This is a genomic window from Thalassospira lucentensis MCCC 1A00383 = DSM 14000 (assembly GCF_000421265.1).
In the GTDB taxonomy this organism is placed as follows: Bacteria; Pseudomonadota; Alphaproteobacteria; order Rhodospirillales; family Thalassospiraceae; genus Thalassospira; species Thalassospira lucentensis.
Genome location: NZ_ATWN01000013.1, coordinates 61,526 through 85,337, shown reverse-complemented (window position 1 = coordinate 85,337; position 23,812 = coordinate 61,526). Strand labels below are relative to the sequence as shown.

25 protein-coding genes and 1 pseudogene are annotated in these 23,812 nt (G+C 54.9%); 17 read left to right on the top strand and 9 right to left on the bottom strand.

From position 1 onward, the window contains the following. Nucleotides 1-120: 120 nt before the first annotated feature. Both K355_RS0121530 and K355_RS25470 read left to right on the top strand, forming a co-directional pair. Nucleotides 121-492, top strand: a complete 372-nt coding sequence (locus tag K355_RS0121530) for a hypothetical protein (RefSeq protein WP_147250407.1) — start codon at nt 121-123, stop codon at nt 490-492. 51 nt (nt 493-543) lie between these two features. Next, nucleotides 544-702, top strand: coding sequence for an aa3-type cytochrome c oxidase subunit IV (locus K355_RS25470; RefSeq protein WP_022734239.1), 159 nt, complete (start codon nt 544-546; stop codon nt 700-702). 65 nt (nt 703-767) lie between these two features. Here K355_RS25470 and K355_RS0121520 read toward each other — a convergent pair whose 3' ends face one another. Then, nucleotides 768-1,331: a P-loop nucleotide/nucleoside kinase family protein gene (locus tag K355_RS0121520; protein WP_022734238.1), complete on the bottom strand. Its 564-nt coding sequence runs from the start codon at nt 1,329-1,331 to the stop codon at nt 768-770. A 414-nt stretch (nt 1,332-1,745) separates the two neighbouring features. Between K355_RS0121520 and K355_RS25635 the strand changes: the two genes are divergently transcribed. Beyond that, complete coding sequence (locus K355_RS25635; protein WP_022734237.1) at nt 1,746-1,883, top strand: aa3-type cytochrome c oxidase subunit IV; 138 nt, start codon at nt 1,746-1,748, stop codon at nt 1,881-1,883. 89 nt (nt 1,884-1,972) lie between these two features. Here the strand turns inward: K355_RS25635 and ndk are convergent, their stop codons facing one another. Beyond that, nucleotides 1,973-2,395 carry a nucleoside-diphosphate kinase gene (gene ndk / locus K355_RS0121510; RefSeq protein ID WP_022734236.1) on the bottom strand — a complete coding sequence of 141 codons (423 nt, stop codon included), beginning with the start codon at nt 2,393-2,395 and terminating at the stop codon, nt 1,973-1,975. A gap of 410 nt (nt 2,396-2,805) precedes the next feature. Between ndk and K355_RS0121505 the strand changes: the two genes are divergently transcribed. Then, complete coding sequence (locus K355_RS0121505; RefSeq protein ID WP_022734235.1) at nt 2,806-4,716, top strand: ABC-F family ATP-binding cassette domain-containing protein; 1,911 nt, start codon at nt 2,806-2,808, stop codon at nt 4,714-4,716. Nucleotides 4,717-5,484: 768 nt separating this feature from the next. Here the strand turns inward: K355_RS0121505 and K355_RS25250 are convergent. Continuing rightward, complete coding sequence (locus K355_RS25250) at nt 5,485-7,419, bottom strand: diguanylate cyclase domain-containing protein (protein ID WP_022734234.1); 1,935 nt, start codon at nt 7,417-7,419, stop codon at nt 5,485-5,487. A gap of 402 nt (nt 7,420-7,821) precedes the next feature. On the opposite strand from K355_RS25250, the gene K355_RS0121490 reads away from it, so the two are divergent. After that, nucleotides 7,822-8,235, top strand: coding sequence for a DUF1801 domain-containing protein (locus tag K355_RS0121490; protein WP_022734233.1), 414 nt, complete (start codon nt 7,822-7,824; stop codon nt 8,233-8,235). Nucleotides 8,236-8,350: 115 nt separating this feature from the next. Here the strand turns inward: K355_RS0121490 and K355_RS0121485 are convergent, their stop codons facing one another. Further along, the gene (locus tag K355_RS0121485) at nt 8,351-8,638 is read right to left on the bottom strand and encodes an ArsR/SmtB family transcription factor (RefSeq protein WP_258548892.1); all 288 of its coding nucleotides are present in this window, start codon (nt 8,636-8,638) and stop codon (nt 8,351-8,353) included. Nucleotides 8,639-8,711: 73 nt separating this feature from the next. Here K355_RS0121485 and K355_RS0121480 point away from each other — a divergent pair, with 73 nt between their 5' ends. The 10 genes from K355_RS0121480 (at nt 8,712) to K355_RS0121435 (ending at nt 17,951) form a co-directional block, all read left to right on the top strand. Then, a complete protein-coding gene (locus K355_RS0121480) occupies nt 8,712-9,530 on the top strand; it encodes an alpha/beta fold hydrolase (RefSeq protein WP_022734231.1) in 819 nt (272 codons plus the stop codon). Between the two features lie 134 nt (nt 9,531-9,664). Then, a complete protein-coding gene (locus tag K355_RS0121475) occupies nt 9,665-9,961 on the top strand; it encodes a type II toxin-antitoxin system RelE/ParE family toxin (protein WP_022734230.1) in 297 nt (98 codons plus the stop codon). A gap of 14 nt (nt 9,962-9,975) precedes the next feature. Further along, a complete protein-coding gene (locus tag K355_RS0121470; protein WP_240626460.1) occupies nt 9,976-10,272 on the top strand; it encodes a HigA family addiction module antitoxin in 297 nt (98 codons plus the stop codon). Nucleotides 10,273-10,329: 57 nt separating this feature from the next. Next, nucleotides 10,330-11,061 carry a LysE family translocator gene (locus tag K355_RS26135; protein WP_245562989.1) on the top strand — a complete coding sequence of 244 codons (732 nt, stop codon included), beginning with the start codon at nt 10,330-10,332 and terminating at the stop codon, nt 11,059-11,061. Beyond that, the gene (locus K355_RS24695; RefSeq protein WP_342664641.1) at nt 10,977-11,249 is read left to right on the top strand and encodes a hypothetical protein; all 273 of its coding nucleotides are present in this window, start codon (nt 10,977-10,979) and stop codon (nt 11,247-11,249) included. The genes K355_RS26135 and K355_RS24695 overlap by 85 nt, the downstream gene beginning before the upstream one ends. Before the next feature lie 33 nt (nt 11,250-11,282). Then, complete coding sequence (locus tag K355_RS0121460; protein ID WP_022734228.1) at nt 11,283-11,693, top strand: ArsR/SmtB family transcription factor; 411 nt, start codon at nt 11,283-11,285, stop codon at nt 11,691-11,693. After that, complete coding sequence (locus K355_RS0121455; RefSeq protein ID WP_022734227.1) at nt 11,693-12,145, top strand: SRPBCC family protein; 453 nt, start codon at nt 11,693-11,695, stop codon at nt 12,143-12,145. Before K355_RS0121460 ends, K355_RS0121455 begins: the two co-directional genes overlap by 1 nt. 225 nt (nt 12,146-12,370) lie before the next feature. Next, nucleotides 12,371-14,038 (top strand): MFS transporter, encoded by a 1,668-nt coding sequence (locus K355_RS0121450; protein ID WP_022734226.1) that lies wholly within the window; start codon nt 12,371-12,373, stop codon nt 14,036-14,038. A gap of 200 nt (nt 14,039-14,238) precedes the next feature. Further along, nucleotides 14,239-14,967 carry a DUF899 domain-containing protein gene (locus K355_RS0121445; RefSeq protein WP_022734225.1) on the top strand — a complete coding sequence of 243 codons (729 nt, stop codon included), beginning with the start codon at nt 14,239-14,241 and terminating at the stop codon, nt 14,965-14,967. Nucleotides 14,968-15,188: 221 nt separating this feature from the next. After that, a complete protein-coding gene (locus tag K355_RS0121435) occupies nt 15,189-17,951 on the top strand; it encodes a DUF2339 domain-containing protein (protein WP_022734224.1) in 2,763 nt (920 codons plus the stop codon). A gap of 120 nt (nt 17,952-18,071) precedes the next feature. Here K355_RS0121435 and K355_RS0121430 read toward each other — a convergent pair whose 3' ends face one another. The 4 genes and pseudogenes from K355_RS0121430 to K355_RS0121415 form a co-directional block, all read right to left on the bottom strand. Continuing rightward, on the bottom strand, nt 18,072-18,872 hold the full coding sequence (locus tag K355_RS0121430; protein ID WP_022734223.1) for a MetQ/NlpA family ABC transporter substrate-binding protein: 801 nt from the start codon (nt 18,870-18,872) through the stop codon (nt 18,072-18,074). An 88-nt stretch (nt 18,873-18,960) separates the two neighbouring features. After that, nucleotides 18,961-19,620: a methionine ABC transporter permease gene (locus K355_RS0121425; RefSeq protein WP_022734222.1), complete on the bottom strand. Its 660-nt coding sequence runs from the start codon at nt 19,618-19,620 to the stop codon at nt 18,961-18,963. A gap of 93 nt (nt 19,621-19,713) precedes the next feature. Further along, nucleotides 19,714-20,442: pseudogene (locus tag K355_RS24690) on the bottom strand (methionine ABC transporter ATP-binding protein); the annotation flags it as partial. A gap of 256 nt (nt 20,443-20,698) precedes the next feature. Next, on the bottom strand, nt 20,699-21,361 hold the full coding sequence (locus tag K355_RS0121415) for a TetR/AcrR family transcriptional regulator (RefSeq protein WP_022734220.1): 663 nt from the start codon (nt 21,359-21,361) through the stop codon (nt 20,699-20,701). A gap of 239 nt (nt 21,362-21,600) precedes the next feature. On the opposite strand from K355_RS0121415, the gene K355_RS0121410 reads away from it, so the two are divergent. Continuing rightward, entirely contained in the window at nt 21,601-22,560 is a 960-nt protein-coding gene (locus K355_RS0121410; protein WP_022734219.1) for a homocysteine S-methyltransferase family protein, read from the top strand. Between the two features lie 45 nt (nt 22,561-22,605). Further along, complete coding sequence (locus K355_RS0121405) at nt 22,606-23,238, top strand: GNAT family N-acetyltransferase (RefSeq protein WP_022734218.1); 633 nt, start codon at nt 22,606-22,608, stop codon at nt 23,236-23,238. Nucleotides 23,239-23,268: 30 nt separating this feature from the next. On the opposite strand, the gene K355_RS0121400 is transcribed toward K355_RS0121405, so the two are convergent. After that, the gene (locus tag K355_RS0121400) at nt 23,269-23,724 is read right to left on the bottom strand and encodes a DNA polymerase III subunit chi (RefSeq protein ID WP_022734217.1); all 456 of its coding nucleotides are present in this window, start codon (nt 23,722-23,724) and stop codon (nt 23,269-23,271) included. Nucleotides 23,725-23,812 lie beyond the last annotated feature (88 nt).

Sequence of the window (23,812 nt, the reverse complement as noted above, 5' to 3'; positions counted from 1 at the left end):
AGTCTGCCCCTTTTTTATGACACTCATTTGCGCCAAAACAATGTCTGGCCAGATTATGCAGGCCATCGCCACGCCCGTCGCACCTTCCAAGGTGCCGCAACATCAAAGGCCCCAGCCACGATGAAATCCGCTCAACCCACCTCCCTTGGCATTATGCTCGCGTCGCTCATCTTGACCGCGACCACCCTCTTGACCACCACGGATGCCCACAGTGCAACTTGGCGCGAAACCAAATGTACGCTCTATCAGGAAAACCGCGATGAAACCCGTGCGGCCATGCCCGCAAACGCAACCAGTAATGCGTTCAATCAGCAGGAAGACGCCTTCATCGCATCGGGCTGCACGGAACGCATTTACGTCTGCCCGCACAGCAAGGCTGAACTTGCGTACGCCAACCTGATGTCGATCAAAATGATGAATGCTGGCGCGACCGGTTCGTTCCTGCCCTTTGTCTGCGAAGGCGGCCTTCAAACCGATCAACCAACGCAATGATATCTTGAGTTAATTGACATCTTGCACTGCATCAACTTGATGGATATACATTTGAAAAATCCCAAAACGCAGGAGGCAAGTTTGCAGGGTAAAGATTACGAACTGACCGAAACCCACGTTGATATCTATAACGGTTTCACCGTCTTTATGAAGTGGGGCACCCTTTCAGTGATCGGCGTTCTGATCCTGATGGCCATCTTCCTGCTGTAATCTGCCACAACCGGCAGAAATCCAGATGTTCAAAAGCTGCCGTTTACCGGCAGCTTTTTTGTGTTTCACATGATGTCGGTCTGATAGGGGACGACATTAAACCCTTCCGCATCGCTTGGCGGCTCAAACCATGCTGAAATCTGGTGGAATTGCGCATCACTGGCAGCAAACTGATGCGCGCCTGCCTGATTGCGCGCCCGCAGGCGCTGCATGCAAATGTCTTCTGGCAGATTAAGATAATGCAGCCTGTGATCGGCCCCAACATCGTCAAAAACATCGCGCATCCAGCAGCGGAGCTTGACGGTATTGGCCGGAAAATCCAGCACCACCGAAAGCCCCGACATCAACAGCATACTGATGTGCGGCCCCATCACCCGGCGCAGTTTTTCCGATACCGCGACATAATCGGCAACCGAGTGCATCTGATCGCCAAAAAGTGTCGAAAGCCATTCGTCTTCCGCGATCAGGATGGTGCCCGGTTTTCGCGCCAGCTCAGCCGCCAGTGTTGATTTCCCCGCCGCAATTTTCCCGCACAGCATATGCAAAACAGCGGGCGCTTGATCAGCCCCGTTTAAGGGGCGCCGCCCGTTTACGGTTCGTCGGTGTGGTTCTGAAACGGAATGTCGCATTGGTCATCTCCCATGTTGGACAGGCCGGGAGACAGCCATAAAAAAAACCCGCCTCTCCGGCGGGTGGATCTCATTTGGTCAAAACGTCCCTACCCCGCCATCCTATGGTTGGCGGTAAAAATTCGTGCATCGGTAGGGGTCACAACGTTTTCCATGGCAAAATCATGGCACACCCCTTCTGTCATGTCCAGCGGGGCCCACGGTCAGGGGTAAATGGTGACGGGTGAAAGATAATAGTGCAGCGCACAAAAAGAACACTCACACAAAAGATATTCACCCCAGAGTTAAATCACGCTAGAGTTTCACAGGTGCCGTGCGCGATCACCGTGGCGCACGGGCATAAAGTCCGCCGCAAAAGCATCAACAATTGGGCACAACCAACTGGCGGCCCCAAACAACAACTGGGAGGAACCAATGCAAGGAAGCGACTACGACACCAAACTGGTCGAAGACCATCAGCACGGCTGGGAAAACTGGACCAAATTTATGCTCTGGAGCGTGCTCTCCATCGCAGTTCTGCTGCTTTTGATGGCCGCATTTCTGATCGATTGATCGAACCTGCCAGACCGGCACAAAAAAACGCCCCGCAAATCTGCGGGGCGTTTTTCGTTCCGGGTAACCGGAATTTCGTCTTTCGACGCTTAGCCGACGATTTCGGTCTGCGCGAAGAAATAGGCAATTTCGATTGCAGCATTTTCAAGCGAGTCCGAACCGTGGACCGAGTTCGCTTCGATGGATTCTGCAAACTGTTTGCGAATGGTGCCTTCCTCGGCATTTGCCGGGTTGGTTGCGCCCATTACTTCACGATACGTGGCAACAGCGTTTTCGCCTTCAAGCGCCTGGACCACAACCGGGCCAGAGATCATGAAGTCTACCAACTCACCAAAGAACGAACGTTCTTTGTGAACTGCGTAGAAACCTTCAGCCTGAGCGCGGGTCAAAGCGACACGCTTCTGCGCAACGATGCGCAGGCCAGCTTCTTCGATGACGGCATTGATTTTGCCAGTCAGATTGCGGCGCGTTGCGTCCGGCTTGATGATCGACAGAGTGCGTTCGACAGCCATTGGTTTCACCTAGCTACTTAATAAAAAATGGGACCCAAATCGGGCCTGCAGAAGATAAAGGAACCATACATAAGGATTCCCTTATCATCTACAGACCCAAAGGTTGGCGCTATATAAACGGGGTTGGATCGCAACGCAACACATAGTTCTACCCACGCAATCCAGACCTGCGGTTGGTGCATTCACCCGTGCGGCGGCGCAAAAACGCCCAAAAACCCGTAAAACTGCGATTTTCCATCGTGTTATGCTGCGCACATCCGCCCTGGAACGCATAGGGTTACATTTTCAAGAATCCTTGCGTCCAAGCGCTTCCTGCCCTATTGAGGGCACAGAATTCCTTGCGATTCTCCGAAATCGCATGAAAACCGCACCAAACCCAACTCAAAATACTCAAGAGAACGACCGATAAAATGCTCCAAATTACCGACCTGACCTATCGCATCGGCGGCCGTGTCATTCTTGACCAGGTTTCCATGACCATTGCTGACGGACACAAGGTCGGCCTGATTGGACGCAACGGTGCGGGCAAATCCACCCTGCTGAAACTGATTTCCGGCGAACTGGCGACCGATGGCGGCGATGTCCGCCTGTCCAAGCGGGCCCGCATGGGTGTTGTCTCGCAAGAAGCCCCCGCCGGAAGCCGTTCCCTGCTTGAAACCGTTCTGGCTGCGGACACCGAACGGGCATCCCTTCTCGAAGAAGCCGAAACCACCACCGACCCCAACCGCATTGCCGAGGTTCACACCCGCCTTGCCGATATTGATGCGCACACCGCCGAAGCACGCGCCGCATCTATCCTCTCGGGTCTTGGTTTTGATGGCGATGCCCAGAAACGCGCCTGCGATGATTTCTCGGGCGGCTGGCGGATGCGTGTCGCCCTGGCCGCGACCCTGTTCCTTGGCCCTGACCTTTTGCTGCTTGATGAGCCGACCAACCACCTTGATCTTGAAGCCACCATCTGGCTTGAAAACTATCTGATCAATTATCCCGGCACCATCATCCTGATCAGTCACGACCGCGACCTTCTGAACCGGGTGGTCAAAACCATCGCCCATCTGCATGACGGCACCGTGACCCTTTATGGCGGCAACTACGACAAGTTTGCCAAGACGCGGCGTGAACAGCTTGAACTGGCGTCCAAGCATTACGACAAACAAATCGCCCAGCAAAAGCACCTGCAATCGTTCATCGACCGCTTCCGTGCCAAGGCCAGTAAGGCCAAACAGGCACAAAGCCGCGTGAAAATGCTTGAAAAAATGGGCCCGGCGATCCCGGTGGTCGAAGACCGCGGCATTTCGTTTGACTTCCCAAGCCCCAAGGAACTGCCACCACCCCTGATCAACATTCACGAGGGCGATGTTGGCTATGCCGAAGGCAAACCGGTCTTGCGCAACATCAGCCTGCGCATTGATATGGATGACCGCATTGCGCTTCTGGGTGCGAATGGTAACGGTAAATCGACACTGGCCAAACTTCTGGCCGACCGTCTTGAACTGATGTCGGGTGAAAAGGCTTCATCGAACAAACTGCGCATTGGGTATTTTGCACAGCACCAAACCGACGAGCTGCGCGGCGATGAAACCCCGTATCAGCACATGGCGTCCCTGATGCCTGATGTCATCGAACATAAAGTCCGCGCCCAGCTGGGTCGCTTTGCGTTTGAAGGCCAGAAAGGCGACACCAAGGTCAAGGACCTTTCGGGTGGCGAAAAGGCACGTTTGCTGTTTGCGCTGATGACCCTTGACGCCCCGCACATGCTGATCCTCGATGAGCCGACCAACCACCTTGATATCGATAGCCGTGATGCGCTGAACCATGCGCTCAACGCCTACGAAGGTGCTGTGATCATCATCAGCCACGATCCCTATTTGATCGAAGCCTGTGCGGATCGTCTTGTTCTGGTCGCCGATGGCACGGTCACAAGCTTTGACGGCGACGTTGCCGAATATCGCCAGTATCTTCTGGACCGTGCCCGCATGGAACGCCGTGCCAATAAAAACGGCGGCGAAGACGGCAATGGCAATGGCGGCAAGGACGCCAAACGTGACCGTAAGGCCGAACGCCAAAAGGCGGCGGAAAAACGCAAAATCGCCGCCCCGGTCAAACGCGAAGTGCAAAAGCTTGAATCCGATATGGAAAAGCTGACCGCGCGCAAGGCAAAGATCGAACTCGATATGGCCGATCAGTCGCTCTATGAGGACGCCAATGCTGACAAGCTTGCCAAAGTGCGTCAGGAACTCGCCAAACTCGAAAGCGATCTGGCCCAGATCGAAACCAAATGGATGGCCAAGCAGGAAGAATACGACGCCATGGTCGCCTAAGCCATGCAACCGCGCGCACGTATCGACTAGAATTAAAAAGACAGGCGAGGAAATCCCAGCCTGTCTTTTTTTTGTTTTGAAAACGATCAGCCCTGTCGGATCGCAAGCCCGCCATCGACGCCGATGACCTGCCCAATGCTCCAAGCACACGATAAGAGGCTCAGTAAAAAAAAATCTTCCGCATAAATAGGATAGCGATCTGAAAAGACTCATTTTACAAATTTATCGAAATTCAATCGACCAATTAACTCTTTGTCACCAACCCATTGCACCATATAATCCCCATAACGACGAAAACGTCCCACCTTTCGATGGGACGTTTACGGCAACCGCAGATGCGGTCGGTGTTTAGAAGTGAGATCCCAAATATCGACCTTGTTGACGGTATTGTCAATAACCTCAGACGTCGCTGGGGCATCTGCAGCAACCTATGAAAGGAGCTGCCGATGGTTAAACAGTTGGTCGAACTGATTAAAGCCTTGACCGGGCTGACCAACGGTCTACGTGCGCTGATTGGCGCAATCTAAGCAAGATGGGTCGCCCTATGGCGGCCCATTTTTCATTGTGCCCCGAATAGAAGGCCCACACTTGATGAAAAGCACGGGCCTTTTTAGCCGGTTTGCGTTTGAAGGACAAAAGTCGACACCACACATCCGCGCATCGACCCCATCAAAAAAACACAGGCTGGAAATCTCCAGCCTGTGTTTTTTAATGTGTTCCCCGGTCAGGCAGGGGGCCCCTACCCGGCAAATCGCATGGGTTCAGACCCTATCCCGATTTACGGATGCGTTTTTGCTTGTACATTTTGTCGTCCGCCAGCCCAAGCAGTGCAACGGTTTCGGCTGAATCTTCCGGGAACATCGCAACGCCGATGCTCGCCCCGACCGAAATGCTCAACGCCCCCATCTCCATCTGGCGCTGCACCGATGCGGCGATCTTCTGGGCGACCCATTCGGCCTCTTCCTTGTTTTTGACGTCATCGGCAATGACGGCAAATTCATCGCCGCCAAGTCGGGCAACGGTATCGCCGGTGCGCACGGTATTTTTAATCCGCTCGCCAACCTTGCGCAGCACCTGATCGCCGACCTCATGACCATATCGATCATTGATCGGTTTAAACCCGTCCAGATCAATATACAAAAGTGCGATCGAATGACCTTCGGCTTCGGAATGCCCACAGGCAACTTCAAGCCGGTCTTCAAACAGCAACCGGTTCGGCAAGCCAGTCAGCGCATCATGGTTGGCCTGACGCCAAAGTTCCTGCGCGTTTTCCATATGGCGTGAAATATCAAGCCCCATCTCGACGAAATTAACGTTGCTGTCGCCCGGATCGGTAATCGCGCTGATCACGACATTGGAATAGAAAAAGTCACCGCTTTTACGGCGGTTGCGCACTTCCCCTTCCCAAATGCCGTTGGCCCGTGCCGCCATCAGGATTTCGTCAAGCTGCTCGGTGTCTTCGCGCTCGGCCCGCAGGAACGACAACGGTTTGCCAATCGCCTCATTGGGCAGATATCCGGTCATCGCGGTAAAGCCCGGATTGACCTTGGCGATGATCCCGTCCTGATCGGCAACCACTACGCTGTTTTTGGATGCGCGCAACACCTGTTCGGACAGGCGCGCATCAAAGCTTGCGACCAGTTGGCGTTGCCGGGTCCAGGCATATGCCGCACTGCCAAGCGCAATCAATAGCATAAAGGCCACGGTCACAATGATCAGCGTCCCGCGTTCGGGCCACAACAACGCACTGAACGTATCACTTGGCAAATAAGTGCCGACATACAGGTTCAACCGACTGTCGGTTTCGCCCTCCCCCCCAAAGATGACCGACAACGCACGCGATGCATTGCGCGCCAGAAACAGATCAGACGCATCAAGAAGCTGCACCGAATAAAATCCGGTATCGGTTTCAAAACTTTGCAGGCCAAGACGCATGTTTTCCCATGCATTGGGGAAACGGTCGGCAAAAACCCGCGCCACCCCCGTCAGGTCCAGCGCCCAGTTCTCACCGCTCTCCCCGCCAAGGATCCAGTTGCCATCGTGATCAAGAACAAACGGTTTTGCCCCCTCAAGTGCCAGCGGCGCGATCACTTCATCAAGGATCGGCGCGGCACGCAAATTCAGGACAACCACCCCCTGACGGTCGCCAAACTGGTCAAACACCGGGGCCGACAACCGGATCACCGGCTTGATCGGCTTTTCGATCTCGCCAAATTCCTCGTTCAGGTCAATGCCGGAAATATAAACCGTGCCGCGTGGTGCGGTGTGCGCAAGATTGAAATACGGACGGCTTGCCTTGTTCTGAAGATCCCGGCCGGGAACAGCATAGGGAATGCCGCTGCCGTAATTCACCCGCACCGTTTCATCGCCATCAGTATCCAGATAACGGATCTGGTCATAGATACCCCGGCGCAGCGTAAACAGCTTATATTCGTCCGCAAGCTGATCCAAACTCGCCCGCCCGTCAAGCACCGCCGCAAGATGCGTGCTTTCCGACAGGATCAACAGATCGGAAACAACGATATCAATCCGTTCCTGCAAACTCGATATCGACTTATCAAGCGCAAACCGCTGATCATCGGCAATCGACTTTTCGCGCACAGAGGTGCCATCCCACGCCAACAAACCGACAAGAAGAAGAAACACCGCACTTAACGGTGCAAAACACACCAGAAACGACTTGATATGTCCAAGATTGATCATCGCTCATCCTGTCGATGGTTATGGGACAGTCTGCCAAACAGACATCCTGCACAGTCGGCTAAGTCCCCTAATGCGCAAGAATAGTTTGGCTATATCATACCCAACATCCCAAAGACACAAGACACAAGACACAAAACTCTCTCCGTCAGATGCAAGCACTCAAAAAATACTTCAATTTCAGCGGACAAGCGTATCCTGATGTTTCTGGAATGATTTGAAGGTAAGAACCTAGATATAGGTAATTGTCATGCAGATTACGACATCTGCTGACGACATAACGCCGTTCAGATACCGCCCGCCTCCTGCAAACCGCTTTCTCCTTAAAAAGAAGTGCCGGGGTACAGCACTCCGCCAATGCAACTTGCGGTTTTTATTCGATATGAAGTTTGATAGTCTCCGGTCATGAGCACACCAGATAAACCCAAGCTGCTTTCAAGTGGTAATCCGCAAATCCCCAAGGGCGACGGCAACGAACCTGTCCAAGCCTATATTAGCGCCATGCCGGAATGGAAAACAGACATCGGACGCCGCATCGACGATATCGTCGGACAGGTATTTCCCGATGTACGCAAGGCCGTCAAATGGAACACGCCCCTTTATGGCAAGGATGACGGCTGGTTTCTGGCAATGTATTGCTACAAGAAATACGTCCAGATCACCTTCATGCAGGGCACATCCCTGACCCCTGTTCCTCCGGTAAGTTCAAAAACCCAAGGCACTCGCTATCTCAACATCCACGAGGATGATGCGTTTGACGAACCCCAACTCACCGACTGGATCAAACAGGCCATCGGGCTGCCCGGTGTAAAGCTGTAGGCTCAGAACCTAAGTCGGAAAAACCGCGCGGATACGACGTCATCATCGACAATCAAGACATAAGCCTGTCATCCCGCGTCCTGCCCTGACCATCGGCATGTTGTTTAAAGCCCGCTTACATTTGGGCTGAAAGCTGCGTTTGCAGCCATGCGAGATACTCTTGGATCGCGCTGTCATCACGCCTGCAATATGACCATTTATGATGCTTCTTGACGGTGATGAACCCCGCCTGCCTAAGGATATCAAGATGCCGGCTCGCGGTGGGCTGTGCCACGCCAAGCGCCTTGGCAATCAGGGTCATGCACACCCCGAATGCCACCGGGTCGGCCGACCATTGATCTTTGAAATGCTTTTGCGGTTCCGCCAGCAGCCGAAGGATCGACATCCGAACCTCGCTGGCCATCGCTTTAATCTGTATTGACCTGTCCATCGATCAATCATATCGTAACTTAGCTAAATGACAATATGAGATCGTCATGCTGGAACTGCCAAACACATTGAACGTCGCTGGAAATGCCATCAAATGGGGCTGCATTGGCACCGGGCCACCGCTTGTTGCCCTTCATGGCACGCCCTTTTCGTCGCAGGTCTGGCGTCGGATTGCGCCGCAAATTGCCGATCACCGCACTGTCTATTATTTTGATCTGGTTGGCTATGGCCAGTCGGAAATGCGCGACGGTCAGGATGTCTCGCTGGCGGTTCAAAACAATGTCCTTAGCGCGTTTATTCAGGAACTCGACCTTGGCCGCCCGGATGTGCTGGCCCATGATTTTGGCGGTGCGACGGCCTTGCGGGCCTATTACCTCAACGGTTTGCGCTATGCGTCCCTGACAATCTTTGATGCGGTTGCGCTCGCCCCGTGGGGCTCCCCGTTTGTTCAGCATGTCCGCGCCCACGAAGCCGCCTTTGCCGGGATGCCTGATTACATGCACCGCGCGCTTTTGCGGGCCTATCTGCAAACCGCGGCCTTCAATCCCTTGTCCGAGGATGCCTTGAACATCTATTACACGCCGTGGCTCGGCCCCGTCGGCCAACCCGCCTTTTACCGCCAGATCGCCCAAATGGATCAGCGTTTCACCGATGAGGTACAAGGCCTTTACGCCGCGATGGACTGCCCCGTGACGGTCCTTTGGGGCGAACAGGACGACTGGATCCCCTATGAAACAGGCGCAAAACTGGCAAATTTGATCTCTGACACTGCCTGCGTCCCCATTCCCGGTGCCGGACATCTGGTACAGGAAGACCGACCAGAAGCCATCGTTGCCGCCGTGCTGAAACAAATCGCCCGCCCCTGACGGGCAAAATGCGACAACCGCCCGGTTGCCGGGAAAAAGCTGTAAGGCACGCACATCGCATCGATTCCAGTTATCATCATTGATGATTGTACCATAGGGTGGTACAATGACTCACATGTGAAGGAGAAAGCTGGATGATCGGAAGTTTTCGGGACAAATGGCTTGAAGACTTTTACGTCCTTGATCAATCGGGAAAGAAAATCCCGGCTGATATTGACGCCCGGCTGTTTCGCAAATTGCAGTTGATCGATGATGCCACATGCAGCAACGATTTGCGCATACCACCCAGCAACCATTTCGAAGCCTTGCAGGGCAAACTGGCGGACTATCATTCTATCCGAATAAATCGCCAATGGTGGCTGATCTTTCGTTGGGACGATGACAAAGGCGAAGCCACCAACCTTTACCTCGACAACCACAGCTATCGATGAGGCACCCCATGATCATGACAACCAGAAAACCCGTCAGCGTCGGTGAAATGCTTACCGCCGAGTTTATGGAACCGATGGCACTAACCCAGACCGCCCTGGCCGACGCCATGGGCGTCCCGCGCAAACATGTGAACGAACTGTGCAACAACCGTCGCCGGATTACCGCCGATACCGCCCTGATTCTTGCCCGCGTGTTTGGCAATAGCGCTGAATTCTGGATCAATACCCAAACCCGCAATGACCTGTGGGACGCCCTGAACATCCCTGATCGCCGCGAACGCATCGACCGTGCGCGCTCCATTGCCGCCTGATCAACATTTCGTCATTCCCCACCTCCATTCCTGACATGAGCCTGTCAGGAGCGCCCCATGACATATGCTGAAAACCTCTGGCTGTTCTTTATCCTGCTTTCGGGCATCATCATTGTGCCCGGCATGGACATGTTTTTTGTCATCGCCAATTCCCTGACCGGCGGCAAACGCGCCGGGTTATCGGCCACCGCCGGGATCATGCTGGGCGGTGTTTATCACACGCTGCTTGGTGCGATTGGCATCAGTGCGCTTTTGGCCATTGCCCCGTGGCTTTTGAACGTCATGCTGTTTGTCGGGGCCGCCTATATGGTCTGGATCGGCATCACGCTTTTGCGCAGTGCGATCACCGTGGATCGCATCCGGGCGGCCAAAACCGCATCGCTTTGGATCGCCTTTCGGCAGGGCATGATCACCTGCATCCAAGAGCGTCATTCCGGAAATATGAACCATTTTGCCGAGATCGGAATGCTTCCCGGCAAGGAGAAAACCGAAGAGCGTAGCGGTGCTACGGTTGAGGATTTCGACGCTGCGGGGGAGCATTCCGGTCCGGCCCGAAGGGTTTGGTTTTGGCGGTCTTTGGCAGCGTTGCAGCGCTTGAACGATGCCCCGCATCGCCCTGCACGCCGCGCCTTGCCAAAGCGCACGCCAAAAGCCAAACAAAATGATCCATATTTCCGGGATGACGCTCTTATCCCAAAGCCTACTTGTTCATTTTCGCCGTCTATCCGCAATTCATCCGCCCCCATTACGGCCCGCTTTGGTCACAGGCCCTTGTCATGGGCATCATGACCGCCATCGTGCAGCTTGCCGTATATGGCGGGCTTGCCCTTGCCGCCGGAACCAGCCGCACCTTAATGACCGGCAATCCGGGGACCACGATTTTCATCGGACGCGCGGCGGGGGCACTATTTATCGGTGTCGCCCTTCTGACCGCGTGGCAAGGCATGATCACATTCGGCATAACAACTTATGATTGACAGGCCGGTTTAAATGGTCAAATACTTAACCCTATGGTTAAGTATCAAGACGCCGAATTAAACGACATATTCTCAGCCCTCGCCGATCCGACGCGCCGGGCACTTCTGGCCCGGCTCGAAGGCGAAGACGCCCTGTCCATCAGCGCGCTGGCCCAGCCGTTTGAGGTGTCGCTGCCTGCGGTGATGAAACATTTGAATGTGCTGTCCGATGCCGGGTTGATCACGCGTGAAAAAACCGGGCGCACGGTCAGCATCCGCCTTCAGGCCGAACCGATGTCGCACGCCATGCAATGGCTGTCGCGCTATGAACATTTCTGGTCAGAACGCCTCGACCGGCTTGCCGCCTTTGTCGAAGCCGCCCCGGATGCCGAGACCACGGCTGAACCGGCCCAGTCCTCCAAGTCGGCCAAGTCGCCCCATCCAAACGCACCAAAGGCCCCGTAATGGAACGACAAAAACCAAGCCTGACGATCCGGCGTCGCCTTGCCGCTCCGCCCGCAACAGTTTTTGCCGCATGGACCGATGGGCAAAAACTTGCGCAATGGTGGTCACCGCATGACTGCGAAATGATTGATGCCAATGTCGATGTCCGGGTCGGTGGCGGTTTTCGCATCCGGTTCAGGGAACCCGGCCAAGACGGGGAAATTCACGATGTCAGCGGCACCTATGACGCGGTTGAAACCGATCAAAAACTGTCGTTTAGCTGGCAATGGATCACCACGCCCGAACGCACATCGCATGTCACACTGACCCTGACACCCGATGCAAACGGCACGGCAACCATCCTGGTCCTGCATCACGAACAGTTCGCCGATCAGGCCGCCCGCGACGGCCACCAAAACGGCTGGAACAGCACATTGGACAAACTCGAAACCTTTTGCGCCAAGGAGCAATAACCCCCTTGACCTCAACCATGGTTAAGGCCTGAGCATCGCCCCGAATTAAAACCGCGTAGCATACTGGGCTCCCAACTGCGCGGGCGTGATGAACGAGGGTTTCCTTTCCCGTCATTCCCGCGAAGGCGGGAATCCAGAACGCCGATACCGCCCATAAATTTCCGCGATTGGCCCCAATCCGTCGCGGCACAACGCCACCACAAGAAACTTTAGGAAACACAAGACATGAGCGCCCCACAAGCCACCCCCGATCATGCCACACTCAACACCGGCCAACCCGGTGCCAAGGCCACCAGCAAGGAATGGATCGGCCTTCTGGTGCTGACCCTCCCCTGCCTTCTGATCGCCATGGACATGACGGTTCTGCATCTTGCCGTGCCCCATCTGACCGCAAGCCTCAACCCGACCAGCGACCAGTTGCTGTGGATTGTCGATATCTATGGCTTTTTCATCGCCGGATCGCTGATCACCATGGGCACCCTTGGCGACCGGATCGGGCGGCGCAAACTTCTGATGATCGGCGGCGGCTGCTTTGGTGCGGCCTCGGTACTTGCGGCCTTTTCCGATACGCCGGAAATGCTGATTTTCGCCCGGGGTGTGCTGGGCGTTGCCGGGGCGACGCTTATGCCTTCGACCCTGTCGCTGATCCGCAGCATGTTTCACAATGACAAGGAACGCTCCTTTGCCATTGCTGCATGGATGACCACATTCATGGTCGGCACGGCGGCCGGACCGCTTCTGGGCGGTGTGGTGCTCAGTTACTTCTGGTGGGGGGCGGTGTTTTTGCTCAATGTGCCGGTGATGGCGCTGCTGTTGCTGGTCGCCCCGATCCTGCTACCTGAACATAAGGCCGAACGCTTTGGTCGGCTTGACCTGTTCAGTGCCGCCCTGTCGCTGTGCTCGGTTCTTGCGATCATTTACGGGGTTAAGGTTTTTGCCGCTTACGGCTTTGGCATTGATGCGCTTGCCGCCCTTGTCTTTGGTCTGCTTGGCGCGTGGGTATTCTATCGCCGTCAGCGCAAACTTGCCGATCCGTTGCTTGATCTTGATCTGCTCAAACAGAAAACCATCGCGTTGCCGATTGTCATTCAGACCGCAGTGATCTTTGCTGGCATGGCCTATTTCATGTTTCTGTCACAGGCCCTGCAACTTGTCATCGGCCTGACACCCATTCAGGCCGGGCTATCGATGTTGCCCGCCACCCTCGCCGGGATTGTCGGCTCGATGGGCGCGCCGGTTCTGATGGGCCGCTATAAACCCGGACAGGTGATGACCGCCGCCCTGATCCTGACCGGGATTGGCTTTGGCATGCTGTCGTGGCCCGGCAGTGTCGTCAGTCTTTACATCCTGATTGCCGGTGCGACGATCTTTTCACTCGGCATTACCCCGGTTGCGATGATCTGTACCGATATGGTGGTGGCCTCTGCCCCGGCGGATCGGGCCGGATCGGCTGCTGCCATGTCTGAAACCAGTGCCGAACTTGGTGGCGCCCTTGGCATTGCCGTTCTGGGCAGTGTCGGCACCGCGATCTATCGCGATGTCATGGTCAACGCCGTGCCATCGGGCATTGATGCCACGGCGGCGGAGGCCATTCGCAGCACGCTGGGCGGGGCGGTCAATGCGCTGAGCAATCTACCTTTGGCCCTGTCATCCGATATCCTGCCCATCGCCCGTGCGGCCTTTACCGACGGGCTTCAGGTGATTTCGCTCATCTGCACCATTTTGATGGTTTTATCGGCCATCGGCACCCTGATTGCCCTGCGCGATGCCCGCTGTGACACCAATGATGCCAATGACACCAGTGACCGCAATGACGATGACGGCGCAAACGGCGATGCCGTGATCGACCCGACCTTAAAACAGGCTGTCTCCGCCACGGGCCCCGTGAAGTAACCCCGATAAGCGCGCCCGACATCCAAGCGGACGAAAGGCGCACCTTCTCTATCGTTCGCCCCTCAACCGGGACGCGGCACCCGCGGCCCTGACGGCCAAAACAAACACTTGGAACAGCCCAAACGACATAGCCTTACCGCCCCTTGGATCAACACCGCCGACCGACCTGACCAATTTGCCAGACCAATTTGGAGGATACAATGAAACGTCCAGAAATCGTCTCCCGCGCGCAATGGCTCGACGCCCGTAAAACGTTACTCGCCCGCGAAAAGGAACACATGCGGGCCTATGACCGCCTGTGCGAAGAACGCCGGGCTTTGCCCTGGGTCAAGGTCGACAAGGACTATGTGTTTGACACGCCCGATGGCCAAAAATCGCTGGCCGATCTGTTTGACGAACGCCGCCAGTTGATTGTCTATCACTTCATGTTCGGGCCGGGCTGGAAAGAAGGCTGCGTTGGCTGTTCCTTCCTTGCCGATCATTTTGACGGCGCCAACCTGCATCTCAAACATCATGATGTGTCGCTGGTTGTCGTCTCGCGCGCCCCGCTTGCCGAATTTCAGCCGTTCAAAAAACGCATGAACTGGGATTTCCCGTGGGTTTCATCGGCCGGATCAGACTTCAATTATGATTTTGATGCATCCTTCCGCCCCGAAGATGTCAAGGCGGGTACGGCGACCTATAACTTCCGCCCTTATACCGGCAAGATGGAAGACCTGCACGGCGAAAGCGTCTTTGTCCGCGATCCCGACACCGGCGAGATTTTCCACACCTATTCCAGTTATTCCCGCGCCGGGGATGCCCTGATCGGTGCGCACACATTTCTCGACATGACCCCGTTTGGTCGCAACGAGGACGGGGTGATGAACTGGGTGAAGCTGCATGATTTGTATGAGGATTACAAATCGACTGATTCGGGCTGTCACTAGGGTCTGACCCTAGTCCGAGAAAACATACGAAATGTATTTACGCGTTCCGGTTGCGCGTTCCTGATCCGGCCCATCAAGCTTCGAACCCTTGATCATCGGGACGCGCGACCTCCTACTCTCTTGCAAAAACAGGACAATTCTCTTTTTCCCGGTATAATGACATCAATTATCGCGGATAAAAAAATCCGCACCCGCACGAGCAATGCGAAAAAGAGGATTAAATGGACCTGATTTTCACCGGCGCCTTCAGTCTGACCATTCTGGTCGGATCGGTCATGGGCATAATAGCCTTTCTCCAGATGCGACGTTTCAAAAAGAAGCTGCACGTACTGGAGCAAAAACTCAGCCTGTTGCAAGTCACGCCGACGGTGACCTCGACACAAGATGCTCCGATACGAACCGGCCCACAAACCGCGATGCCGGACGACGCCCAAACCCCGCCCCCGGGTAGAACCACTCCCAAAGTGGCCCGAACCACTCAAGACGCGGATAAAGCCAAACCGGCCATGCCGGCCGCAACCGCGATGACGCAAAAGGCACAAAGCCCGGCGTCACCATCTCCGACAAAACGCAACATTGGCTTTGAAGAACGGATCGGCACACGCTGGTCCGTTTGGGTTGGCGGCCTTACGCTGGTTCTCGGCGGCATTTTCCTTGTGCATTATTCCATCGAAGCCGGGCTGATCAGTCCATTGATCCGCATTTTGCTCGCGGCCCTGTTTGCCATGGCCCTGTTTTCCGCTGGGGAATACCTGCGCCGTCAGCCTGCCTTGCTTGCGGCCAAAACCGGCAACAATGCGGGCTATATTCCCGGTGTGCTGACCCTTGCCGGAACAACCACAGCCTTTGCCGCCATCTTTTCGGCCCATATGCTCTATGGCATGATTGGTCCGGCAACGGCGTTTGTTCTGATGGCTTTTGTCGCGCTGGGAACACTGGCGCTGGCCCTGTTGCAAGGCCCCTTGGTGGCCTCGACCGGGCTTTTGGCCAGCTACATCGTGCCGTTTTTAGTGCAGTCAAATGATCCCGCCCCGTGGGTTCTGACATTTTACGGCTTGATCATAACAGCCGGAAGTTACGGCCTTGCTCGAATGCGCGGCTGGCATTGGTTTGCCATGACCACCATGGTTGCCGGTTTCATCTGGGGGCATGTACTCGCCTTTGCCACCCCTGCCGATATGGGTGCTGCTCTGGCCTTTTATGACATTGCCCTTCTTGTCGCAGCGATTGTGTCATTTGCCGTTGGGATTTACCCACGCGATCCTGCACGGGTTCCAGATCGGATTGACTGGAAATCATCGGCTCTCGTCGCCGTCAGTAGCTGGCTTGTTCTCTATCTGCTTCATCACAGTGGGTATGACGCCACCGGCACCACAACCATGATGATCACGCTGGCTTTATTGCTGGCAACGGCGGCGCTGTTCCCGGTTCTGGGTCCAGTCGCACTTGCGGCACCGCTTCTCGCACTGATTGGATATATTGGCTGGGATATTCGCATTTCGGTTGATCCGCTTTTGTTTGATCAACCGATTATCACCGATGCGATGGATAAATTCGGCGTCCTACCCGATGCACAGTCTTTCCTGCTGACCGGGTTTGGCTTTGGCCTGCTACTTGCGCTTGGCGGGTTTGCCGGTTCCCTGTTGTCCACCGCCCGCCTGTTTATGGCCATTGCCGGGGTTTCTGGCCCCATCGGCCTGTTCCTGATTGCGCTTTGGCGCAGTCAAACGCTTGATGTCGATTTGTTCTTTGGCGGCTTTGCCCTTGCTTTGGCCGCAGGTTTTCTTGCCGCACTCTCCCTCATTGACCGCAAAATGCCCGCGTCGGCCCATGGCCGCGATGGCGCCCTTGCCACCTATTGCGTCGGAACAACCGGCATGATTGCCACCGCGATGTTTATTTTGCTCGGCGATGGCTGGTTACTGATGGGGCTTGCCGCCCTTGCGGTTGCAACGATCTGGGTTGGTGGGCGCTGGCCATTGCCCGGCCTTGCCAAAACCGCCCTTGGTATTGCGGCGTTGGTTCTGCTGGCGATTTTCTGGCAACCAACCATTGTCCCGGTTGATCAATTAGGCACCACACCGGTTTTCAATGCCCTTTTGTGGGGCTATGGCGGTCCGGCACTGGTATTTTGGGCATGTGTCTGGAAACTGCGCCAGATCGGTGATGTCCGTCATCGCCTTGCCTTTGAAGGGGTAGCGATTTTCACAAGCCTTGCGGCAGGTGCTGTCGTCCTTCATCACGCCACCAATAACGGGGTATTTTATGCTGCCCCCGACACCCTGATGGAATGGAGCCTGCAGGCCCTTCTTGCCCTGTCGGCCGCCATTGGACTGCAACGTCTGGGTCGATCATTTGGCAGCCCCCTGATGTCCCTATGTGTCCTCAGCCTTGGCTTTGTCGGGTTCTTTTTGCTCGGGATCCTGAATCTTGTGATCCTCAACCCTTTGTTTACCAACGAATTTGTTGGCAACGGGCTGTTCTTCAACCTGCTGCTTTCGGCCTATCTGTTGCCTGCTCTCCTGACCGGCCTGCTCGCAACCCGGCTGTCGGACGGCAAGCCGGAACTCTATCGCCGCATTGCAGGTGTTCTGTCGATCCTGTTGGTATTTAGCTGGATCACACTTGCCATACGTCATGTTTTTCACAGCGGGTACATCGGTATGCTCCTGCCATGGTCCTCGCCTGAACTCTATAGTTATTCGGCCGCATGGCTTGGCTTTGGCATTGCCCTTCTCGCCTATGGCGTCTGGCGCGGGTCGCTGCATCTGCGCATGGCATCGGCGGCTTTTGTCTTTTTGGCGATTGCCAAGGCGTTCCTGTTTGACATGTCCGGCCTCGAAGGCATCTGGCGCGCCCTGTCGTTCATCGGACTGGGCATTGTGTTAATTTGCATTGGACTGTTCTATCAACGCGTCCTCGCCCGACAAAATGACACGCCACCGAAAGATCAGAATGACCAACAAAACACACCCGGCGCCTAATTTGACAAACCCATATCCTCATACAATTTGATTTGGCGTCTTTTGAACATCTGCGCACAAAAAAATCCCGCAAGGTTAAACCCTGCGGGATTTTTCAATGATTTTGAATAATAGCTGGGATTATTCAGAAATTTTGAATACCGGAAGCACCGAACCTTCGTATTTGGTTTCGATGAATTCGCGGATTGCATCATCGTGATACGACTCAACCAGGGTCTTGACCCAAGGTTTGTCTTTATCCTGTGTGCGGGTGACAATCACGTTGGCATACGGGCTGTCATTGCCTTCAATCACAATCGAATCCTTAACCGGATTCAGACCGGCTTCCAGCGCGTAGTTGGTGTTAATCGCCGAGGCATCCAGATCGGTCAACGAGCGCGGAAGCTGTGCGGCGTCCAGCTCTATGAATTTGATATTCTTGGGGTTTTCAATGACATCAAGCGGGCTGACAACAAGACCGGCATCCGGATCAACCTTGATCAACCCTTGTGACTGCAGCACCAAAAGCGCACGGCCACCATTAGTCGGATCGTTCGGAATACCGATTTCCGCACCGTCTTTAAGCTCATCAAGGCTTTTGATTTTGTCGGAATAAATGCCCATCGGGGTCAGGATGTTATAGCCGACCACCGCAAGGTCATAGCCGCGATCCTTGATCTGGTTATCCAGATACGGTTTGTGCTGGAAACTGTTGGCATCCAGATCGCCATCATCAAGTGCCTGGTTCGGAATAACATAGTCCGAGAAGCTGATGATTTCGATGTCCAAACCCTTGGTAGCTGCGACTTTGGCGACTTGTTCCATGACTTCTTCATGGGCACCCGGGGTCACTGCGACCTTGATTTTTTCATTGGCGATTGCCTGCCCGGTCAGGGCGGCAGTCAGAACGGCCGCAGCCGTCAGTTTAAGTAGAAACCGCATGATAAAGCTCCTTGGTTGCTTTGTTTTCTTTGATGTTTTGCGGGAATTCGAAAAATCGAATGTGGGGCGTCAATTCTATATTTTGCGATCAGATGTTGCGTTTATCTGCCTTGCGCGCCAGCCGGTCACCAAACATCTGCACCGCCTGAACCACGACAATCAACGTGATCACCACCAGCGCCATCACATCGGGACGGAACCGTTGATAACCATAGCGAATGCCAAGATCGCCAAGCCCGCCAGCCCCCACAGCACCGACCATGGCCGAATAGCCAATCAGGGTCACAGCCGTCAGGGTCAGGCCATGAATAATCCCCGGCAGGGCTTCAGGCAGCAGCACCTTGGTCACCACCTGTAACGGGCGTGCGCCCATGGCTTGGGCGGCCTCGGTCAGGCCGCTATCCACTTCGCGGATCGCCCCTTCTATGATGCGGGCAATAAACGGAATTGCCGCGACGGTCAGCGGCACGATGGCCGCAGACGTGCCGATGGATGTGCCGACAATCAGCCGGGTAAACGGAATGATCGCAACCGCCAGAATGATGAAGGGGACCGAGCGGGTCGCATTGACAATCGGGCCGATAAGCTTTTGAAACAGCGGTGCTTCAAGCAGCTCACCGCGGCCAGAAGTCGCCAGCAATACGCCAAGCGGCAAACCAAGAGCCGTCGCCAAAAGCAGCGACACGCCGACCATATAAAGGGTTTCCCAAGTCGCCTGAAGCAGGATTGGTGCGAGTGTTGTTAGCATGGCTTAGCCCTCCTGCCCGTCAGATATCGTGGCGGATGCATCAGCATCCGTAGCAGCATCGGTACCCGCCCGAAATTCCATAAATTCATCCGCCAGAAGCGACTGGGTTGTCGCATGCACCGGATTGGCGAAGATGCTACTCACATTGCCTTCTTCGACAATCACACCGCGATCCATCACCGCCACCCGGTCACACAGCGCCTTGACCACCGCCATCTCATGGGTAATCACCACCATGGTCAGGCCAAGGCGTTTGTTGATGTCTTTGAGCAGCGTCAGGATTTGACGGGTGGTTTCCGGATCAAGCGCGGATGTGACTTCGTCACACAGCAAAACCTTGGGGTTGGATGACAAAGCGCGTGCAATACCGACACGCTGTTTCTGCCCACCGGATAATTCGGCGGGATAGCGATCACGTTTGTCATCAAGCCCAACGAGCGGCAACAGCGGATCAACGGCGGCGGCAATTTCCGCCTTGCTCGCGCCGGCCAGCTCAAGCGGCAAGGCGATATTGCCATAGACCGTGCGCGACGACAGAAGGTTAAAGTGCTGAAACACCATGCCAAGCTGGCGGCGGAACAACGGCAAGTCGCGCTTGGAAAGTGTGGTGACTTCTGCCCCATCGACAATCACAGAGCCCGAAGTCGGCCGTTCAAGCAGATTGATGCAGCGGATCAGAGTTGATTTCCCGGCACCTGATCTGCCAATCACGCCGACAATCTCGCCCGCCGCAATATCAAGATCAATGCTGCGCAATGCCGCATGGGCATCGTTGCCGCGTCGGGCAGGATATGTTTTCTGAACGTTCGAGAGCCTGATCATCGGTCTCAACCTTTTCCGTACATACAAAAAAACCGCCGCGGCGAAACCGAGGCGGTCGTACATACGGAGCATATACGCCCTCTCGCTTTAGCCGCATTTTTATCGCGCCCGCAAGCTGAGGAGCAAATCGGCGCGTTCGATATAACTGGTATAATTGACTAAAGCCGGTTCTTCAATGGCAATGATCATGCAATTTACGCATAGCTTTTATGATAGCGCCCTGATTAACAAATGTTTTTTGTATAACCAGACAGAGTTAGCCAGCCTGTTTGGTGAACAGCAACTTAACGAAACTGCGCAGCAGCATCATCTGGTTTGCCAGAAGGTACGGACGGCCAAGCGCCTTGGACATCACAATGCCGCCTTCGATTACGGTTGCCACCATATCAGCAAGTTCATCAATATCGACCGGTTCGTTTGGTGGGTACTGTTCGACAATTTTATCGAGTATCACCCGAAACCGTTTGCGCCATCCAAGAACAGCCTGCTGGTTCAAATCGTAGATTTCACGGTCAAACAACCGTTCCTGATAGCAATACGCGGCAACAAGGCATCCCGGATGCCCTTGCGGCAGATCCTCGACCAATTCAGCGAACATTTTCAACCCGATCAGGAATTGTTGCAACGGATCATCCGCCAGTTCCTTGCCGCGCTCAAACACCTGATCCAGCAGGATTTCGTCCTTTTCGATATGACGAATCAGAAGAGCACGTGCCAGTTCGTTCTTATCCCTGAAATGATAGAAGAACCCGCTTTTGGTAATCTCGGCCTCACAGACAATTTCCTCGATTGAGGTCGCACCGAACCCTTTTTGCAAAACAGCCTGTTCGGTAATTTCAAGAATGCGTTCGCGCGTGCGTTCGCCCTTGCCCTTGGCGGCATCGGTGTTCCCACCGGGCCGATCTATTATCTGGTTCATCACATTACCCTACCACCGGTACAGTTTTTCGTCGCACAGCATACCCCGATTGCGCCAGATTGCCGATCCAATCGCGTATCCATTTGTTTTTGAATGACTTTAAGTAAATTCAAAAACCGCACCGCGTGCGCACTAGAAGAAAAATCCAACCAGAGCGACACTTCGCGCCCACAACTTGCCCCGGCCTAAATAGCGTCAGGGTAGAATTTTTAAAACCCAAAAATGTGAAATACGACGTTATGACCCACCACCATCACAACTTGCCGCCCCTCGCGCCCACCAAATTCATCACCGATGGTGGCCTTGAAACGACCCTGATTTTTCACGACGGGATCGACATCCCCTATTTCGCGTCGTTTGATCTTTTGAAGACGAAGGACGGTTACGACCGGGTTTATGCCTATTACACGCGTTACCTTGAAATCGCCCGCACGGCCAAAGTTGGCTTTATTCTGGAAAGTCCAACCTGGCGCGCAAGCAGCGACTGGGGTCCGTGCACGGGCTATTCCGCCGCTGAACTGGCCGACATCAATGTCAAATCAATCGCCATGATGTCTGATCTGCGTGATCAGTATCAAACAGACGACACGCCCTGCCTGATCAGTGGCTGTGTCGGACCACGCGGTGATGGCTATACCCCGTCAGATCGCATGACCGCCGAGCAGGCCCGCGATTATCATGCTGTGCAAATCGAAAGCTTTGCGGGAACAGCGATTGATATGGTGTCCGCCATTACGATGAATTATCTCGAAGAAGCCCTTGGCATTGCCTTGTCCTGCAAGGACGCACAAGTGCCCTGCGTCATTTCCTTTACCGTTGAAACCGATGGCCATTTGCCAAGCGGGGAAACCATCGAGGAAGCGATTGCACGGGTTGACCATCACACCGGGGTCTATCCGGTTTATTACATGATCAATTGCGCCCATCCCGATCATTTCCGCGACAAGCTTGACGGCAACGGGGCGTGGAAAAACCGCATTTGCGGGGTGCGCGCCAATGCATCGCGCCAAAGTCATGCGGAGCTTGATGCCTGCGAACATCTTGACGATGGCAATCCTGATGAGTTGGGCCGCCTGTATCGTGATCTTGCCAGCGTGTTGCCGAACCTTTCGGTAATTGGCGGCTGCTGCGGGACCGATCATCGTCACGTTACCGCCATGGCCGAACATGCGTTGCCGCATCTTCACGCTGCACGCTAAGCCACAAAACCCACATAAAACCCAAAAAACTACGGGACACGAGCAATGAATATGAGCTTCAAACCAGCCCCCATGTCAGACGCGCCACAGACGACACCGCCCCTTGATATACGGCGCGCCACGCCAAATGACGCCGATGCCATGGCCAAACTGATCAATATCGCGGGCGAAGGCCTGCCGGTGTATCTGTGGCAGAACATGATCGAGGGCAGTGAGACCGCATGGGATGTCGGCCGCAGGCGTGCACAACGTGAAGAGGGCGGGTTTTCATACCGCAACACGCAATTTGCCTTTGGCGAACATCAAATCATGGGGGCGGTAATTGCCTATGCCCAGCCTGATACGGTTGAGCCGGTTAATCGCGATGAAATTCCGGCGATGTTTGTGCCGATCCTTGAACTTGAAAGCCTTGCACCGGGCAGTTGGTACATCAATGTGCTCGCAGTGTTTCCGCCGTTTCGCAATCGCGGGGCGGGATCGGCTTTGGTGCGAACAGCGGAAAACGATGCGCGCGACGCTGGCAAACAATCGGTCAGCATCATTGCATCGGATGGCAATCCCGGTGCCGTGCGTCTTTATGAACGCATGGGCTATACCGCCTGTGCGACGCGTAAAATGGTCAAGGAGGGGTGGGAAAATCCCGGTGAAAACTGGATACTTCTGGTTAAATCGATCTGATCACGTAGAACACGTAAAAGGCAGAAGGCATCAGCTTTCTGCCTTTTTCTCCCACGCCCCTTGCGGGGTTTGCTGCCAATAGGACAGCTTGTGTCCTGCATCTTTCCAGTCTTTCCAGCGCGTGCGGGCTTCGGCCACCGCGTCATGATCGCGGTCATCAAACAGCATGACCACCCGTTCATAATCAGCAATCTTTTCGCTGATCGCCCGGTCGGTCAGAAACAGGAACTGGGCACCATTAGGGTTTTCATCTTCAGACGTTAGCCAGACGGGCTGCATTTCCGGATCGCCATCCGATTTTGCCCCATGGGGCAACCAGCTTGCCGCGTCATAGGTCCAGAGCAGGGTGTTGATGGCATCAACCCGCTGCTCAACCCCGGTCATCACCACAGCACGCTTTTCCCGCTCCAATGTCTTGGACAGCAGGGTCGGGAGTGCGCGTTCCAGCGGCATGCTGGTGAGATGATAGAACCAGATATCAGCCATAGAGGATTTCTATCCCGAAGACGAAAACGGGGCAAGGTGATCATCACCCTGCCCCGGATTAATTTTCAATGCGTTCAGCCCGTCAATG

Excerpts from the sequence above, each read along its gene's own strand:
- K355_RS0121530 (WP_147250407.1), top strand. The coding sequence starts at position 121 with ATGAAATCCGCTCAACCCACCTCCCTTGGCATTATGCTCGCGTCGCTC.
- K355_RS0121520 (WP_022734238.1), bottom strand. The coding sequence starts at position 1,331 with ATGCGACATTCCGTTTCAGAACCACACCGACGAACCGTAAACGGGCGG.
- K355_RS25635 (WP_022734237.1), top strand. The coding sequence starts at position 1,746 with ATGCAAGGAAGCGACTACGACACCAAACTGGTCGAAGACCATCAGCAC.
- ndk (WP_022734236.1), bottom strand. The coding sequence starts at position 2,395 with ATGGCTGTCGAACGCACTCTGTCGATCATCAAGCCGGACGCAACGCGC.
- K355_RS0121505 (WP_022734235.1), top strand. The coding sequence starts at position 2,806 with ATGCTCCAAATTACCGACCTGACCTATCGCATCGGCGGCCGTGTCATT.
- K355_RS25250 (WP_022734234.1), bottom strand. The coding sequence starts at position 7,419 with ATGATCAATCTTGGACATATCAAGTCGTTTCTGGTGTGTTTTGCACCG.
- K355_RS0121490 (WP_022734233.1), top strand. The coding sequence starts at position 7,822 with ATGAGCACACCAGATAAACCCAAGCTGCTTTCAAGTGGTAATCCGCAA.
- K355_RS0121485 (WP_258548892.1), bottom strand. The coding sequence starts at position 8,638 with ATGGCCAGCGAGGTTCGGATGTCGATCCTTCGGCTGCTGGCGGAACCG.
- K355_RS0121480 (WP_022734231.1), top strand. The coding sequence starts at position 8,712 with ATGCTGGAACTGCCAAACACATTGAACGTCGCTGGAAATGCCATCAAA.
- K355_RS0121475 (WP_022734230.1), top strand. The coding sequence starts at position 9,665 with ATGATCGGAAGTTTTCGGGACAAATGGCTTGAAGACTTTTACGTCCTT.
- K355_RS0121470 (WP_240626460.1), top strand. The coding sequence starts at position 9,976 with ATGACAACCAGAAAACCCGTCAGCGTCGGTGAAATGCTTACCGCCGAG.
- K355_RS26135 (WP_245562989.1), top strand. The coding sequence starts at position 10,330 with ATGACATATGCTGAAAACCTCTGGCTGTTCTTTATCCTGCTTTCGGGC.
- K355_RS0121460 (WP_022734228.1), top strand. The coding sequence starts at position 11,283 with ATGGTTAAGTATCAAGACGCCGAATTAAACGACATATTCTCAGCCCTC.
- K355_RS0121455 (WP_022734227.1), top strand. The coding sequence starts at position 11,693 with ATGGAACGACAAAAACCAAGCCTGACGATCCGGCGTCGCCTTGCCGCT.
- K355_RS0121450 (WP_022734226.1), top strand. The coding sequence starts at position 12,371 with ATGAGCGCCCCACAAGCCACCCCCGATCATGCCACACTCAACACCGGC.
- K355_RS0121445 (WP_022734225.1), top strand. The coding sequence starts at position 14,239 with ATGAAACGTCCAGAAATCGTCTCCCGCGCGCAATGGCTCGACGCCCGT.
- K355_RS0121435 (WP_022734224.1), top strand. The coding sequence starts at position 15,189 with ATGGACCTGATTTTCACCGGCGCCTTCAGTCTGACCATTCTGGTCGGA.
- K355_RS0121430 (WP_022734223.1), bottom strand. The coding sequence starts at position 18,872 with ATGCGGTTTCTACTTAAACTGACGGCTGCGGCCGTTCTGACTGCCGCC.
- K355_RS0121425 (WP_022734222.1), bottom strand. The coding sequence starts at position 19,620 with ATGCTAACAACACTCGCACCAATCCTGCTTCAGGCGACTTGGGAAACC.
- K355_RS0121415 (WP_022734220.1), bottom strand. The coding sequence starts at position 21,361 with ATGAACCAGATAATAGATCGGCCCGGTGGGAACACCGATGCCGCCAAG.
- K355_RS0121410 (WP_022734219.1), top strand. The coding sequence starts at position 21,601 with ATGACCCACCACCATCACAACTTGCCGCCCCTCGCGCCCACCAAATTC.
- K355_RS0121405 (WP_022734218.1), top strand. The coding sequence starts at position 22,606 with ATGAATATGAGCTTCAAACCAGCCCCCATGTCAGACGCGCCACAGACG.
- K355_RS0121400 (WP_022734217.1), bottom strand. The coding sequence starts at position 23,724 with ATGGCTGATATCTGGTTCTATCATCTCACCAGCATGCCGCTGGAACGC.